Annotated in this window: 14 protein-coding genes and 1 tRNA gene; 10 read left to right on the forward strand and 5 right to left on the reverse strand. The window is 48.3% G+C overall.

Features of this window, described 5'->3' with window-relative positions:
- Positions 1–6 precede the first annotated feature (6 nt).
- The 7 genes from EYC62_01735 to EYC62_01765 all read left to right on the forward strand — a co-directional run bounded on the left by EYC62_01735 (position 7) and on the right by EYC62_01765 (position 7,354).
- Complete coding sequence (locus tag EYC62_01735; GenBank protein ID TAH37631.1) at positions 7–648, forward strand: MerR family transcriptional regulator; 642 nt, start codon at positions 7–9, stop codon at positions 646–648.
- A gap of 66 nt (positions 649–714) precedes the next feature.
- Positions 715–791: transfer RNA gene (locus tag EYC62_01740), tRNA-Pro, on the forward strand.
- A gap of 99 nt (positions 792–890) precedes the next feature.
- Positions 891–1,031: a potassium-transporting ATPase subunit F gene (locus tag EYC62_01745; GenBank protein TAH37632.1), complete on the forward strand. Its 141-nt coding sequence runs from the start codon at positions 891–893 to the stop codon at positions 1,029–1,031.
- Entirely contained in the window at positions 1,032–2,708 is a 1,677-nt protein-coding gene (kdpA, locus tag EYC62_01750) for a potassium-transporting ATPase subunit A (GenBank protein TAH37633.1), read from the forward strand.
- Positions 2,708–4,753, forward strand: a complete 2,046-nt coding sequence (kdpB, locus tag EYC62_01755; protein TAH37634.1) for a K(+)-transporting ATPase subunit B — start codon at positions 2,708–2,710, stop codon at positions 4,751–4,753. The genes kdpA and kdpB overlap by 1 nt, the downstream gene beginning before the upstream one ends.
- A gap of 2 nt (positions 4,754–4,755) precedes the next feature.
- Positions 4,756–5,337, forward strand: coding sequence for a potassium-transporting ATPase subunit C (locus tag EYC62_01760; GenBank protein ID TAH37635.1), 582 nt, complete (start codon positions 4,756–4,758; stop codon positions 5,335–5,337).
- Positions 5,321–7,354: a sensor histidine kinase KdpD gene (locus EYC62_01765; protein TAH37636.1), complete on the forward strand. Its 2,034-nt coding sequence runs from the start codon at positions 5,321–5,323 to the stop codon at positions 7,352–7,354. The genes EYC62_01760 and EYC62_01765 overlap by 17 nt, the downstream gene beginning before the upstream one ends.
- Here the strand turns inward: EYC62_01765 and EYC62_01770 are convergent.
- Genes EYC62_01770 through EYC62_01785 form a run of 4 tightly spaced genes read right to left on the reverse strand, consistent with a single transcriptional unit; the run spans position 7,351 to position 11,431 of the window.
- Entirely contained in the window at positions 7,351–8,445 is a 1,095-nt protein-coding gene (locus tag EYC62_01770; protein ID TAH37637.1) for a succinylglutamate desuccinylase/aspartoacylase family protein, read from the reverse strand. The two genes, EYC62_01765 and EYC62_01770, sit on opposite strands and share 4 nt — an antisense overlap.
- Positions 8,446–8,494: 49 nt before the next feature.
- Complete coding sequence (locus tag EYC62_01775; GenBank protein TAH37638.1) at positions 8,495–9,415, reverse strand: 30S ribosomal protein S6--L-glutamate ligase; 921 nt, start codon at positions 9,413–9,415, stop codon at positions 8,495–8,497.
- 2 nt (positions 9,416–9,417) lie between these two features.
- Complete coding sequence (locus EYC62_01780) at positions 9,418–9,885, reverse strand: ATP-dependent zinc protease (protein ID TAH37639.1); 468 nt, start codon at positions 9,883–9,885, stop codon at positions 9,418–9,420.
- Positions 9,875–11,431 (reverse strand): tetratricopeptide repeat protein, encoded by a 1,557-nt coding sequence (locus EYC62_01785; GenBank protein ID TAH37640.1) that lies wholly within the window; start codon positions 11,429–11,431, stop codon positions 9,875–9,877. Before EYC62_01785 ends, EYC62_01780 begins: the two co-directional genes overlap by 11 nt.
- Before the next feature lie 368 nt (positions 11,432–11,799).
- Here EYC62_01785 and EYC62_01790 point away from each other — a divergent pair, with 368 nt between their 5' ends.
- The 3 genes from EYC62_01790 to EYC62_01800 are packed head-to-tail and all read left to right on the forward strand — an operon-like array spanning position 11,800 to position 14,687.
- On the forward strand, positions 11,800–13,011 hold the full coding sequence (locus EYC62_01790; GenBank protein TAH37641.1) for an acyl-CoA dehydrogenase: 1,212 nt from the start codon (positions 11,800–11,802) through the stop codon (positions 13,009–13,011).
- Complete coding sequence (locus EYC62_01795; GenBank protein ID TAH37642.1) at positions 13,012–14,202, forward strand: CoA transferase; 1,191 nt, start codon at positions 13,012–13,014, stop codon at positions 14,200–14,202.
- Positions 14,202–14,687 carry a copper chaperone PCu(A)C gene (locus EYC62_01800; GenBank protein ID TAH37643.1) on the forward strand — a complete coding sequence of 162 codons (486 nt, stop codon included), beginning with the start codon at positions 14,202–14,204 and terminating at the stop codon, positions 14,685–14,687. Before EYC62_01795 ends, EYC62_01800 begins: the two co-directional genes overlap by 1 nt.
- On the opposite strand, the gene parE is transcribed toward EYC62_01800, so the two are convergent.
- Positions 14,684–16,651, reverse strand: a complete 1,968-nt coding sequence (gene parE, locus EYC62_01805) for a DNA topoisomerase IV subunit B (GenBank protein TAH37644.1) — start codon at positions 16,649–16,651, stop codon at positions 14,684–14,686. The genes EYC62_01800 and parE overlap by 4 nt on opposite strands.
- Positions 16,652–16,682: the final 31 nt, after the last annotated feature.

The following is a 16,682-nucleotide window of genomic DNA, read 5'->3' on the forward strand; positions in this document are numbered from 1 at the left end:
CCGATTATGGCGCTAGCCAAATTGATAGCCGAGGAATTGGCACAATCTAAGACTTTGGCTGATTCCGCTGAAAAATCTAAATCCGCTTTTCGCACGATTACGGAAGTCGCGGATGAATTGCGGCTAGAAGCCCATGTGTTGCGATTCTGGGAAACCAAATTTACCAAAATCAAACCAGTGAAAATGCGCGGCGGACGGCGTTATTACCGCCCCGAAGACATTCGGCTGATTAAAGATATTAAGCATTTGCTTTATGACAAGGGTTACACCATCCGGGGTGTACAAAAGATTTTGGGCCGTAAAGCTTCGGAAGAAACGGTTGTCGATACACCACCGGAAACGTCTGCGACGACAGCTATCGTCGCGTCAAAAATCGTCGAACCGCAAATTCCTCAACCGGCCAATAATTCCGTTCCAGGCATTACAGAAGAAGACGTACAGCGGCGTGTGGACGCGGCGGTGCAAACGGCATCGCAGAAATTGATTGAATCGCATCAATCGCAAGTCGTTACGTACCAAAGCAAAATTAATAGTCTGCAGGAACAATTAGACACTACCGAACAAAAACTACGCGACGTTCAAAATGGCATCAAACCGCTTCTAGAGGAATTAAATGAAACCCGCGGTTTGATCAAAAAATCTTCTTAATTATCACTGCGTAGCGATATAAAAAAACTACCACCCTTAGTATAAATGATGTAAAACTGTAAGCCTCGGAGTGTAGCGCAGCCCGGTAGCGCACTTGCATGGGGTGCAAGGGGTCGCTGGTTCAAATCCAGTCATTCCGACCAGCCTTCGCCTTATAAATTAATACAAGTGAAGGTTGTCACGTCGTAGCCAAAGGCGAAGACGGGCTCTGCGGTAAAACGCTCCAGCTCGGCAAGCCATTCTTGTTAGTTCCTTCCCGCCGCAAGGCACCTCAATTCAAACGCCGGGCCTGTCACATGCTGTTTGATTATTTTATCTTTATCGTTTTAATTTCACTGCTAGCGTTTCTATTTTACGTTCTTTTCAAACCGGAGCGGTTCTAAATGTTTTGGTATTTTTTAATCCTTGGAATAATTTTCGTATTCATTTGCTCTGTCATCGCATGGGGCCTGGCCAAATATATGACCTATGTGTTTGCCGATGATAGTCGTCCATCGATAGTAACCAATAAAATTTTGAACAGTTTCCTTATCTCGCCGCATGAACAGCATTGGCGGGATTACTTGATTTCACTATTGGTATTTAATCTGTTTGGATTTATCGCGTTATTCGCCATCTTATGGTTTCAGGATTTGTTGCCATGGAATCCGCGCGATTTCGGCGCAATGAATCCGTATTTGATTTTTCATACGGCCGCCAGTTTTGTTACCAATACCAATTTGCAAGCCTATGTTCCCGAAACCAATTTAAGTTATTTTTCTCAAAGCGTTGGACTGGTCGTGCAGCATTTTCTATCGGCTGCGACTGGCGCTTGTGTCGGTGTAGCTTTAATCCGTGGATTCGCCAGGGAAGGCAGTATCACCATCGGTAATTTTTGGAGCGATATGGTGCGTTGCGTGGTCTTCATATTGCTACCAGTGTGCATATTAACGGCCGCTTTGTTTATTAAACAGGGCATGCCGCAAAATTTAAACGATTATATCGCAGCACAAAATTACTTGATTCCCCAAGGGCCGGTGGCGTCGCAAACAGCCATTAAAATTTTCGGCGGGAATGGCGGCGGTTTTTTTGCTGCAAATGCCGCTCACCCTTATGAAAATCCGTCTTTGATGAGCAATTATCTTCAACTGGCGTTGATTTTGATTTTTCCCATGTCGTTTATATTTTTGTTGGGCAATTTCCTGAAAAAACCGCAGGAAGCCATGGTGTTGTACGCTGCTGTGACGATTTTATTTCTGATTAATTTTGCCGTAGTGCTGCATGGCGAACTAAGTTCTGCTGCATGGTTATCTTCAGGCCTAACAGAAAACGTGGTCTATGAGGGTAAGGAACTCATGCCCGGTATACTCGGGTCAGCAATGTGGGATGTGTCAACCACGGCAACCGCCAATGGTTCGGCCAATATGGCTGTTGCAAGTCAAAATTCCTTAAGCATTTTTATTATGCTGTTGCAGATGAATTTGGGCGAGGTGTTTTACGGTGGCGTTGGCACCGGTTTTTGCACGTTAATACTGCTGGCTTTGCTAAGTGTTTTTGTGGGCACACTGATGATTGGCCGATCTCCGGAGTACTTATCAAAAAAGATTGAAGTTTTTGAAATCAAAGCCGTGATGATTGCGCTTTTGATTATGCCCGTGTTTTTATTCAGCGGCCTGGGGCTTGTTCTGCTCGATCCCGATGTAAAAACTTATATCCTGAACACGGGTCCAATGGGGTTTACGGAAATATTTTATGCCTATAGCTCGGCGGCCGCGAATAATGGCAGCGCGCTGAATGGATTTATGATGAATGATTCCGTGGTATTGGCTACTTTGGGTATGATGATGTTGGCGGGAAGATTCCTGCCTATTGTGGCCCTGATCATTATCAGCGGACATCTGGCCGCTAAGAAAAAGCTGCAGCCATCCATTGCGACCTTAACGACAGCCAGCCCGACCTTTCTTTTTATGCTGTGTTTTATGATCGTAATTTTGGGCTTGCTTACTTATTTTCCACTTTTAACCCTGGGGCCACTGACCGATTACCTGGGTACCATCATGCCAATAGCCGGGGGTAAATAATGCGTATTCCTGCTCATTCTATATTTCAAATATCCTTGCTGCGTACGGCCAGCATGGATGCGCTGAAAAAATTTCATCCCGAAAGCCTGAAACGCAACCCCATCACAACCGTGGTTGTGGCATGTTCGATTATAGCAACCATGGATACCGTTATTAAAATTCTTGGCGGAGACGCTTTTGGATTTTCCTTGCAGGTAAGTTTGTGGCTATGGTTTACGGCCGTATTCGCCAATTTCTCCGAAAGCCTGGCGGAGGGCAGAGGCAAGGCGCAGGCGGCCAGTTTGCGTAAAAGCAAAAGCGAAATTATGGCGAAATTGATCACTGCCGGCGAACATTATGATCTTGTTCCCGCATCGACGCTGCAAATCGGCGACGAAGTTTTGGTTGAGGCAGGGGATGTCATTCCCGCAGACGGCGAGGTCATTCAAGGTATTGCCACAGTCGATGAATCGCCGATTACAGGGGAATCCGCGCCAGTAGTAAGGGAAAGCGGCGGCGATCGTTCGGCCGTTACTGGCGGCACCAAAGTATTGTCCGATAAAATCCGGGTGCGTATCGTTGTCAAAAGCGGCGATGGATTTATCGAGCGCATGATTGCCTTGGTCGAAGGGGCGCAGCGCCAGAAAACGCCGAGTGAGGTTTCGTTGCTGATTTTATTGGTTGGCATGACGATTATTTTTCTGCTTGTTTGCGCATGCATTGCGCCGGTTATGACATTTTATGGATTTGATTATTCACCCGTTATGCTGGCGGCTTTGGTGGTAACGCTGATCCCAACGACTATTGGGGGGCTGTTATCCGCCATCGGCATTGCAGGCATGGATAGGCTGGTGCGGTTTAATGTTTTAGCCATGTCCGGGCGCGCTGTCGAAGCGGCAGGGGACGTCGATGTTTTGTTGTTGGATAAAACGGGCACGATTACCCTTGGCAATAGGATTGCATCGGAATTGATTCCTTATCCTGGCGTTACGGAAGCGGAACTTGCCAATGCGGCGCAATTGTCATCCCTAAGCGATGAGACGCCAGAAGGGCGATCGGTTGTTGTTTTAACCAAGGAAAAATACGGCTTGCGTGGACGGGATTTGGCAGGCGTTGAATATAGTTTTGTCAGTTTTACCGCGCAGACCCGAATGAGCGGCATTGATATCGACGGGAACATAGTGCGTAAAGGCGCGGTCGACGCAGTTTTGAAATATCTGGCGGAATTAAACCGTGGAATTTCGCCAGTGATCAATCCCTTGTTTCAGACCCAAGTGGATCGTATCGCAAAATCCGGGGGTACGCCACTGTTGGTAATCAAGAACAAAGATATATTAGGCGTCATCCATTTAAAAGATGTCATCAAGGGCGGTATTCGCGAACGCTTTGTGGAATTGCGTCGCATGGGTATTCGCACCGTTATGGTTACCGGTGACAATCCATTGACTGCCGGCGCGATTGCGGCGGAATCTGGCGTGGATGATTTCTTGGCGCAAGCGACTCCAGAAGCGAAATTAAAGTTGATTCGCGATGAGCAGAACAAGGGACGTCTTGTTGCAATGTGCGGCGACGGCACTAACGACGCTCCAGCCCTGGCCCAGGCCGATGTAGGTGTTGCAATGAATACGGGCACCGTTGCGGCGCGCGAGGCTGGCAATATGATAGACTTAGATTCCGATCCGACTAAATTGATTGAAATTGTCGGCATTGGCAAACAATTGCTTATGACTCGCGGGGCGCTGACGACATTCAGCTTTGCAAATGATATCGCCAAATATTTCGCAATTCTGCCGGCTATGTTTGTGCCGTTTTTCCCGCAATTGGGATTGCTTAATATCATGCACTTGACCAGTCCGCAAAGCGCCGTGTTATCCGCGGTAATGTTCAACGCGCTGATTATACTTGCTTTGGTGCCGATGGCCTTGCGCGGTGTGGCATACCGTCCATTGGCGTCGGTAAAAGTATTGCGGCACAATTTATTGGTTTATGGAGTAGGCGGTGTAATAGCGCCCTTTATCGGTATTAAATTGTTGGATCTGATGATCGGCTATATAGGAATGGTGTAATCATGCGGCATATCTGGCCTTCTTTTTGTTTATTGGCAGTTTTTACTTTATTGTGTGGGTTTGCCTATCCGTTGGCGATGATACAATTTGGGCAGACTTTTTTTCCAGATCAAGCCAATGGCAGCGTCATGGAAAGGGATGGACAAGTGCTGGGATCTTATTTGCTGTCATTTCCAAGCGACAAAGGAGAAAATTACTTTCATTCCCGCCCATCCAATGCGGTAATCGATAATGGTGTATTGGTGGGATTGGCATCGAATTACGCGCAAACCAATTCGGAATTGGCTGAATCCCACAAAACCGCGTCGGGTATATGGAAAGAACAATATCCGAATACTGATTTAATGCCCACGGAAATGACCTTTGCTTCGGCCAGCGGCCTTGATCCCAATATTTCTTATGATGCCGCCATGATCCAGGCAATACGGGTCAGCGAGAACAGAAAAATTCCTATCGATGATCTATATATCATCATCGATCAGTATCGCAAGCAAGTGCCATTGCTTAAGCTGGATTATGTCAATGTAAACCGGTTAAATAGAGCATTGGATCAAATACAGCCTATCGATGATGGAAAACCCTGATTCTTTACACCGCCCCGTTCCGGAAGCGTTGTTACAGCAAGCGCAGAGTGAAACTCGCGGCCGGCTTAAGATTTTTTTTGGCGCCGCTCCGGGGGTAGGTAAGACATATTCTATGCTGCGTGCGGCGCATGAACGCAAAGCCGAAGGCGTGGATGTTGTGGTTGGGATTATCGAAACCCATAAGCGGGAAGAAACCGAAGCTCTGGTCCGAGATCTTGAAGTTCTGCCGCGCAAAGAAATCGAATATAAAGGCCATATATTGCAGGAAATGGATATTGACGCAATTCTGGTACGCAAGCCGCAGTTGGTGTTGGTGGATGAACTCGCGCATACCAATGCTCCCGGCAGCCGTCACCCGAAAAGATATCAAGATATCGAAGAAATTCTGGCCAAAGGCATCGATGTATATACCAGTATGAACGTTCAGCATTTAGAAAGTTTGAACGATGTTGTCGCGCAAATCACCCGGGTAAGAGTCAAGGAAACGGTACCGGATTCTATACTGGCAAAGGCAGAAATAGCTTTAGTCGATTTGGGGCCAGATGAACTGATAAGCCGCCTGAAGGAAGGCAAAGTTTATGTTCCCGAGCAGGCGCAAAAGGCAATTCAGCATTTCTTCGCGCCAGGAAATTTAACCGCATTGCGCGAGTTAGCGTTACGGACAACAGCACAGCGCGTGGATGAGCAAATGTTGTCCTATATGCAAGCTCATGCGATCAAAGGCCCATGGCCGGCCGGCGATCGGGTTATGGTTTGCGTTTGCGACAGTGAAATATCGCCTAAATTGCTGCGTTCCGCTAAACGTTCCGCGGAACGACTGAATGCGCCATGGGTTGCGGTCTATATAGAAACCGAAGCGCATGCGCGCTTGTCAGATGCCGGTAGAGAGAGGGTGAACGATGCCTTGGAAATGGCCGAACGCTTGGGCGGCGAAGTGGTGCGTTTAAATGGCGTCGATATTAGTGATGAAATTATCAAATACGCATTGCAAAACAATGTTACACGGATTGTGTTGGGATTGTCCCGCGTATCGCCGCTGCGGGAGCGGTTATTCGGTAACGTCGTTACTAAAATAATTCGTAAAGTAGACGGTATCGATATTATGGTGGTTTCCGGTGAACCGCACAGCTATGACCGTTCTATTTCCAGCAAAACTAAAAAGCCATCCTTGGTCCGGCGCACGTATTGGCCATATATTGCGTCTAGCAGCCTTGTCGTGCTGGTGACCATCGTCAATAACTTCCTTAACGAAAATTTCGGCTACAAAAATATTTTAATGCTGTACTTGGTTCCGGTACTGATTTCCGCGGTTTCTTATGGTTTGTGGCCGTCCTTAATATCCGCGTTTCTGAGCGTTGTATTTTACAAATTATTTTTTGGCGAAGAAATTATGGAAATGGATCTGCCTACGCCAGGCGATTTCGTTTCCATGCTGTTATTCCTGTTTGTTGCGATTATGGCCAGTGACTTGGCTTCACGCATTAGTATGCAGGCTCAAATAGCCACTCGCCGCGAACGCATGACAAATGCGCTGTATGATTTTAGCCGGAAATTGGCTGGTATTGGCTCGATCAACGATTTGTTGCAAACCGTCAGTTACAATATCGCCAATGTTACTAAGTCAAAAGTCTGTTTGCTGTTGCCATTGAATGGCAGGTTGCAGGGAAAAATGTCCAGTCCGGCTGACTTTCAACTGACGGACGGCGAATTGGCTGCCGCGCAATGGAGTTTCGACAATGGCAAGCCAGCCGGTATTGATACCGAGACATTGCCATCGATGGATAAATTGTTTATGCCATTGAATACGGCTGCCGGTACGGTTGGCGTAATTGCCATTCTGCCGGAAGAAGACAGCCAAGTATTGGAACGCGATGGACGCCGGCAATTAAATTCGTTAGTCGACCAGGCCGCTATCGCTATCGAGCGCATGGAATATTCCATCAATGCCGCAAAGGCACAATTGAGAAAATTGTCCGATCAAATGCATGGAATTGGAACGGAACCGCCAACCAATTAGTGGTCCGGTACGGCCAGGGCGTTTTCCTGCGATTCTGGCACTATGGCCGCCGCGTCTTTTTTAATTTCTTCCTTGGATGGCAAATTTTTGAATGTGGCTATGTGAAATAACCCATCCCCTTCATTTGCCGTAGGAAGATTGGAACGGCCAACCAATATGCCATTTTCCGGCGCCAAAATCGGAATTGGATCATCGCCGAATGGATCGGAGACGTAACCCAGAATGTCTCCCGCTTTGACCTCGGCGCCCAAGGAAGCCCGGTCCCATAAAATGCCGCCCCGAGGCGCGCGTACCCATACCGCATTTTTGCTATGGGCGATATCATCCGGTTCGCGCACGATGTCGGCTTTAATCATTCCTAAATGTTCCATTACTCCTAAGATGCCGTTCAATCCCATGGCAGCGGAGGTTTCATCGAATCTCAAAGCCTCACCGGCTTCAAATACCAGCATTTTAACGCCTTTACGTTGGGCGGCCTCGCGCAAAGAACCATCGCGTACATCGCTGTTAATTACGATACTGGCGCCAAACGCTTCGGCCATGGCCATAGTTTCAGTGCATTCGGTATCGGCCCTTATTTGCGGCAGGTTCTCACGGTAAAAGGAACCGGAATGTATATCTATTCCGTGTGTGGATTTTTTGACAATCTCGCTCATCAAAATATAGGCAACGCGGGAAGCCAATGATCCGCCAGCAGTGCCTGGAAAAGAACGGTTTAAATCGCGCCGGTCGGGTAGATAGCGGGAATTCAATATAAATCCGAATAAGTTGACAATTGGGACAAGAATTAACGCGCCTTTATTTAATTTATCGACTTTGCCGGATTGTAATAATCGCCGCACAATTTCGACGCCTATGATTTCGTCCCCATGGACGGCGCCGGTTATAAATAATATTGGTCCGGGCTTTTTCCCGGTGATAACGCGAACGGGCAATTCCACCGGCGAATCGGTGTATAAATCAGAAACGGGCAGGGTCAGTGAAACTGTTTTCCCAAATCCAATATCGTTGCCGCCAATATGCAAAAATGGTTTCTTGCTGGTTTTTGATTTGCGTAGTTTAATTTTGGTTTTTGATTTTGCTTTGGCCATGGATGTCGTTTGAAATGCCGCGACATACAGGCCACACCGTAACCAGGAACTATGCGCTGGCTTTTTGGTTTTTCTGGCCTTTATGTTCTCGGCGAATCACTTTCTTTTCAAGATATTCCACGATTTTCCCGGCAACATCAACGCCTGTTGTCTTCTCTATGCCTTCAAGGCCTGGGGATGCGTTGATTTCCAGCACCAGTGGTCCCCGGCTGGATCGTAAAATATCTACCCCGGCAACACCAAGCCCCATAATTTTGGCGGCCTGCACTGCGGTATTCTGTTCTTCTTCTGTTAATTCAGCGATGCTTGCGGTTGCTCCACGATGCAAATTGGCGCGGAATTCCCCTTCGCGAGCCTTGCGTTGCATGGCGGCAACTACTTGATTGCCCACGACAAAGCACCGCAAATCGGCTCCGGCGGCTTCCTTGATAAATTCCTGGACAAGGATGTTGGCATCCAATTCTTGAAATGCCTGAATTACAGATGCGGCGGCTTTGGTAGTTTCGGCCAATACCACACCCTTGCCTTGGGTGCCTTCGATTAACTTGACGATCAATGGCGGACCGCCAACGATCTTAATAATGTCGTCTATATCGTCCGCGGCCCGGGCAAAGGCAGTGGTAGGCAAACCAATATTGGATTTCGACAGCAGTTGCAGAGAGTGCAGTTTATCCCTGGCGCGGGCAAACCCATCGGATGAGTTTAAGCTATGCAATCCCATCAATTCCAGCTGGCGGAGCACAGCCAGCCCATAAAAAGTGATCGAAGCGCCAATACGCGGAATCACCGCATCGAAATTACGCAGCACTTCTTCGCCGCGATAATGTATTTCTGGCTTGGTGGAAGTAACGTCCATGTAACAACGTAATGGATTAATTACGCGCGCCTTGTGCTTGCGGATTTCCAGCGCCTCAACCAAACGGGCGGTCGAATATAATTTCGAATTTTGCGATAGAATGGCAACGCGCATTATTAACTCCGATACATTTTAAGGACAGACGATTTGCTGTGTTCGCCGGATAAATAACTTTGTTCCGGATCTACTGTATAGCGGCCATTTAGTGCGGTGCGGCCGATCAGCATGCGGAATCGCATGGTGTCGCGCGTCGTTAAACTGACTTCGGCCGCAAAAGTCTGATTCAATAAACGAAGATTGGTTTGAATAAAATAGCGGTATTCCTGATGTCCGCCGGAATCGGTTACTAAACGTTGATCGATAATAGGGGCTTCTGCCTCAACCATAATATCGCTGCGATTTTGCAGTGGATGCAGTTTAAATTTAACCCATTCGCGCCCGTCCCGCATAAATGCATCCAATGCGAACGTATGCAGCGCGGAACTTCGCGCCCCCGTGTCGATCTTTGCTTTGATCAGGGGAACTTTTAAATCTGGCAGGCTGGCCCATTCGCGCCAGCCAATAAAAGGTTTATTAATGGGCATCCGATGTTTTATTGGTAGTTGGACAAGTCTTGGTCAGATAATTTCTGGTTTCGCTGTTATTGTCAACCAGGCCCAGGGAATTGGCCTTGGAATAATTCTGCCATGCGGCAGCGCTGTTGCCGTCAAAACATTGCACACGGGCCAATCCGTTTAACGACATGGCGTGGTTAGGGTTTAATTCCAACGCCAAATTATAAAACTGTTTCGCTAATCCCCATTGTTGAGCAACAGTGTAAATACGGCCTATGTTATAAAAATAATCCGGCTCGCCTGGATCCTGAATCGCCAGTTGTTCGTAATATTGCCGCGCAACTTCGTATTGGCCGCCAGCCTCCGCCATTTTGGCTTTCTTGGTATAATCGTCAATCAGCTTGGTGTTTTTTATCGCGGCCAAGGGTGGTTTCATAACGTTATTAGGTGCCGTGGTGCTGGTTTGTGGCGCACCTTTGGTAAAATCCTGGTCCTGAATTCTGTTTTGTGCAGGCGATTTTGCGGCCACGGGCACGGAAGCAACGCTGACCGGTGCCGCTTGACCGGTCATCGCATAAGCACGTTGTAAATCCGCTTTTGCTGCGGGATCGTTTGGCGCCAATTGTATCGCGCGATTTAAAGACGTGATAGCGTCTACCGGCGATCCTTTTCTGATCAAGGCTTCGCCGAGCGAACGGTGCGCTAGGGCAAAATTAGGATCTAGCTGTGTTGCACGGGCATACGACACAATCGCTTCTTCGAATTTGCCGTTATTTTGATATTGCGTACCCAGCGTATATTGGGCGAGAGCGGAATTGGCGTCAGATGCGGCGGCTTGCTGCGCAAAATCGAGCGCGCGCTGGTAATCGCCTTTGCCACCGAACAAATTGGCAAGGTTGCTTAGCGCCACTGTATTTTTTGAATCAATTTGCAAAACTTTTAAATAGGTATTGGTGGCCTGATCCGTTTGGCCCGATTTCATTTGCAGATCGCCCATGGCGAGCAGGGTGGGCGCGTCCGGATTGCTTTGCAACGCCTGGCCGACTTGGGTGTAAGCTTCGGTATTTTCGCCGCGGCTTTTGGCAATTTCGGCCAATACTAAATTGGCCTGACTGTAATGCGGATCATCGCTTAAAACTTCTTCCAATAAACCTTTGGCGGCATCGCCCTTGCCCTGGCGAAAGGCTATATCGGCAATCGCGGTTTTAGCCAGCGAGGATTTTGGATTGATTTTTAAAACTTCGCGGCATTGTTTGGCAGCGGCGGCGTGATAGCCGGTGCGTTTATAAGCGTCACATAATACTTCATTTGCACGAAGATCGTTGGGATTGCTGCGCATGCTGCCTTTGGCGGCATAGGCTTGATACAGCAAGGGGTCTTTACTGGCCTTGCGGATCGAAGCTTTGACCATCATGTCAAACTTCTTTTCTTCCTCTAATGCGATTTGATATTGCTTTAAATTGACCGGCAATATTGCGTCAACGCGCTTTATGGCGGGGTTGTCTGCGGCAACAGCAGTCAGCGGCAGGATTAGAAATAAAAGGCAGATTACAAAGCGCATCAATGTTTTGACCATACTGAAAATTTGAACAGCCAGTGGCGGTAGAAGTAGGCAAGGCTTCTGGCGGGATATTGACACGAAGCCTATAAATTTTAAATCTGATTTTAAGATTAGGCGGCTTTTTTAGTCAGAATCTGGTTTTTTTCCAGTTTCGATAAATCCACCACAATTGGGGTATAGGATTCGACTGCTCGCTGCATATCTTCGGTCGAGCGGACTTCGCCGAAAAATGACAGTCGGTCTTTGATGTTTTTATTGGTTTGATTGCCCATTGCAGCCTCTCTTCTAGGCAATATTTCTAACAAAAAAAATGGTTAAAATCAAGGTTTCTATATGTAAACTATTGGAACTTCAGGTATATTGCCTGAAATACGAGGTATCCTATGGGCGCTCCCGCATTATCATCCAAAAAATCTTCCAGCAAACCGGCTTTTAACTGGGAGGATCCGTTTTTATTTGAAGCACAATTGACCGACGAAGAACGTCTGGTCATGGAACAGGCACGGGCTTTCTGCCAGGATAAATTGATGCCGCGTGTGTTAATGGGTTTTCGCCATGAGAAATTTGATCGCGCCATTATGAACGAAATGGGTGAAATGGGTTTTCTGGGCTCCACCATCGAAGGTTACGGCTGCGCCGGGGTCAATTCGGTTTGTTATGGTCTGATCGCGCGCGAAGTGGAACGTGTCGATTCCGGTTATCGTTCCGCGATGTCGGTGCAATCATCGTTGGTGATGCATCCGATCCATGCCTATGGCACCGAAGAACAACGTAAAAAATATTTACCGCGCTTGGCGACCGGAGAACTTGTCGGTTGTTTCGGCCTGACGGAACCGAATCATGGGTCCGATCCAGGCAGTATGATTACACGGGCGGACAAAGTTGATGGCGGTTATCTGCTGACCGGTGCGAAAATGTGGATTACCAATTCGCCGATCGCGGATGTATTCATCGTTTGGGCGAAGAACACCGCTGAGAACAATGAAATTATGGGATTTATTTTGGAAAAAGGCATGAAAGGCCTATCCGCGCCAAAGATCGAAGGCAAAATGTCCCTGCGCGCGTCGGAAACCGGCGAGATCGTCATGGACAGCGTATTTGTGCCTGAAGAAAATTTATTACCGAATGTAAGGGGATTAAAAGGCCCTTTCGGATGTTTGAACAATGCACGATATGGTATTGCCTGGGGCGTGCTTGGCGCGGCGGAGTTTTGTTTCCATGCGGCTCGGCGTTACACGTTGGATCGCAAACAATTCAACCGCCCCTTGGCCGCCAATCAGTTGATTCAGAAAAAATTGGCCGATATGCAAACCGAAATCACGCTTGGGTTACAAGGCGTGTTACGTATTGGACGATTAAAAGACGAAGGTATTTTACCGCCAGAATCAATCAGCCTGATGAAACGCAATAATTGCGGCAAGGCGCTGGATATTGCCCGTGTCGCGCGCGATATGCATGGCGGCAATGGCGTTGCCGACGAATATCACGTGATCCGCCATGTGGTGAATTTGGAATCGGTCAATACGTACGAAGGCACGCATGATGTGCATGCGTTGATTCTTGGCCGGGCGATTACCGGGATCGCGGCGTTTTAAATGACCGATACTCCTTTAAGAAATATCCGTGTTCTCGATCTTTCCCGCGTGCTGGCGGGGCCATGGTGTACGCAATTGCTGGCTGATCTTGGCGCCGAAGTCATCAAAATTGAAAAACCGGGGGAAGGCGATGATACTCGCGCCTGGGGGCCGCCTTATTTTAAAACGGATAGCGGAGGCTTGTCCGCATATTATATTTCCTGCAACCGTGGAAAAAAATCCATTACGGTGGATATTTCTACGGCGGAAGGTAAAAAGATTGTTCAGGATCTGGCGGCGAAATCGGATGTGCTGATTGAAAATTATAAGGTTGGCGGATTGAAAAAATATGGCCTTGATTACGAATCGGTCAAGAAAATAAATTCAAAAATTATTTACTGTTCCATTACCGGTTTTGGCCAGGATGGACCAATGGCGCAAAAAGCCGGTTATGATTTCATGATCCAGGGCATGTGCGGATTGATGAGCGTAACGGGCGAACCCGCCGGCATGCCGATGAAAGATGGCGTGGCGTTGGTGGATGTCATGACCGGCATGTATGCATCCAGCGCGATTTTATCGGCGCTGTTTGCGCGGCAAAATACGGACAAAGGAACCCATATCGATATGGCCTTGCTGGATGTTGGCGTTGCGATGATGGCCAATCAGGCGTTGAATTACCTAGTCTCCGGCAAAGTGCCGCAGCGTCTTGGCAATGCGCATCCGAACATAGTTCCTTATCAGGCTTTTGCGACCAAGGACGGCCATGTGATTTTGGCTATCGGCAATGACGATCAATTCGCAAGATTTGCCAAGGCCTGCGGTAAGCCTGAATGGATTGAAAGTCCGTATTTTGCCACTAACGAGGCGCGGGTGCGCAATCGGAATGATGTGGTGGGCAGCATTGGCGTATTGATGCACCAAAAAACCACGGCGGAATGGATCAAAATTCTAGAGACGGAAAATATTCCGGGTGGGCCGATTAACGATTTAGGCCAGGTATTTCAGGAACCGCAAGTGAAGCACCGAGGTACGCAATTGGAATTAAAGGGCGTGCCGCAAATACGCACACCGGTAAGGATGAGCGGTGTCGATATTGGTGCGGGTACGCCGCCGCCGCATTTAGGCGCGGATACAGATCAAGTATTGAAAGATGTATTGGGATACGATGCGGCCCAAATCGCGTCGTTAAAATCAAAAGGGGCAGTATAATGAAAAAATATTTCTTAATTTTTGCGGCAATTTTATTGGTTGCTCAAATTGCACACGCGCATAGTTATCAATTGGGCAAGATCAAAATCGGACATGCCTGGATGCAGGAATTGCATAGCACCGGTCCGGAGGCTGCCGATAATGCGGAAGTTGCCGCCTATATGCCGTTATATAATACCGGCGAGAAAACCGATTATTTGATCGAGGTTAAAAGCGATTGGTTCGCCCAAGCCAAATTCCTGGATCTGCGCGGAACCGGTGAAACCGGCAGCCCACAAGCCGTATTCGCCAATGAAATTGCACTGTTAAAAGGCACGCCGATCGGTATGCAGCCGAAATCCGGCTGGCGTATAGTGTTTTACGGCGTAAAAAAGCCGATGCCAAAAGGCGAGACCTTGCCGGTGACTTTAGTGTTTAAGAACGCGGGGTCGATAGAAGTAGAGTTGGCCCTTGATCCAGAAAAACCAAGCCATCAATCAAATTAAATATCCAACTCCGCCACTTTGGGGGCGTTTTCCTGGATGAAGGCAAGGCGTAGTTCCGGTTTTTTGCCCATCAGGCGTTCGACCAGATTTTCGACTTCCTTGGCTTCGGAATATTTCTTTGGATCGTATTTATCGGGGATTGCCACGCGCAACAAAGTGCGATGGCGCGGGTCCATGGTGGTTTCTTTTAGAAATTTCGCCGGCATTTCACCTAGACCTTTGAACCGGTTTACTTCTGGCTTGCCGCGGAATTGTTTCAGCAATTCATCGCGGTGCTTATCGTCCCGCGCATATAATGTCTTATCGCCTTGCGCAATGCGGAACAGCGGCGGAACGGCTAAATACACATGGCCTTTGACAATCAGTTCCGGCATTTCCTTGTAAAAGAATGTCAGCAACAGGGCGGCGATGTGCGCACCGTCCACGTCCGCATCGGTCATAATGATGATACGTTCGTACCGCAACCGTTCTATTTTTAAATCTTTGCCTGCACCGCAACCCAGCGCCAATAAAATATCTTTGATCTCTTGATTGCCGGCCAATTTATCCGCGGATGCGTTGGCGACGTTCAAAATTTTACCGCGCAGCGGCAGAATCGCCTGGGTAGTGCGGTCCCGCGCCTGCTTGGCGGAACCGCCGGCCGAATCGCCTTCGACCAAAAAGATTTCGGTGCCTTTGGCGGCGTCCAATGAGCAATCGGTCAATTTGCCAGGCAAGCGCAATTTGCGGGTTGCCGATTGGCGTTTTAGTTGTTGTTCCTCTTTTGCTCTGCGGCGTTCTTCAACCTTTTCAATCGCGCGGTCCAGCAATAATCCAGCCGATGCCGGATCGGACGACAACCATAAATCGAACCGGTCTTTGACGGTGTTTTCAACCCATTTTTGCGCCTCGGTCGTAACCAGTTTTTCCTTGGTCTGGCCTTGGAAATGCGGATTTGGGATAAATACCGACAGAATAATCGCCGCGCCGTTGATGACATCGTCGCCGGTAATATCGGCGGCCTTTTTATTGCCAATCAACTCGCCATAGGATTTCAAACCGCGCAGCAATGCCGTACGCAGGCCAGATTCATGCGTGCCGCCTTGGGCGGTTGGAATAGTGTTGCAGTAAGACCGCAAAAATCCTTCTTCGTCGCGCGGCCAAGTAATAGCCCAATTGATACGCACCTTGTCAGCCTTCATTTCGACTTCATCGGCGAAATATTTGGCGGTGTAGCAGGGGCGTTCTTGAATTTCTGCCGCTAATGAATCAGCCAGACCATTCGGGAAATGCAAAACATCTTTGGCTGGTGTCGCGTCGCCTTTTAATAAAGCCGCGTCGCATTGCCATTCAATCGTAACGCCTTTGAATAAATATGCCTTGCTGCGCGCCATTTGATATAGGCGCGCCGGGCGGAATTCTGCTTTATGCCCGAAAATTTCCGGATCGGGTTGGAAGGTGATTTGTGTGCCTTTACGTGTGGTCGACCCGCCCTTGGTCAATTTGCCTTTGGCATGACCTTGGGAAAATTCCTGAGTATATGTGGTTTTGTCGCGAAAAACTTCGACCTTCAGATGTTCGGTCAGTGCATTAACGACGGAAACGCCGACGCCGTGCAAGCCGCCGGATGTTTCATAAACTTTATTTGAAAATTTACCACCGGAATGCAGCGTGGTCAGAATAACTTCCAGCGCGGATTTTTTTGGAAATTTAGGATGGGGATCGACTGGGATACCACGCCCATTATCCCATATAGTTACGGTATTATCCTTGCCCAGCGATATGCCGATTTTGCTGGCATGACCGGCAACGGCTTCGTCCATGGCGTTGTCCAGCACCTCGGCGACCAGATGGTGCATTGCTGTTTCATCGGTGCCGCCAATATACATCCCTGGGCGGCGGCGAACCGGTTCCAGCCCTTCAAGGACTTCGATATCTTTGGCGGAGTAAGAATTATCTTTTTTCACGGTAGCGGATTTGGACATAGGTTCAATACGGGATTGGTAAAAAATTATT

It is taken from the genome of Alphaproteobacteria bacterium (genome assembly GCA_004295055.1).
Taxonomy (GTDB): Bacteria; Pseudomonadota; Alphaproteobacteria; order SHNJ01; family SHNJ01; genus SHNJ01.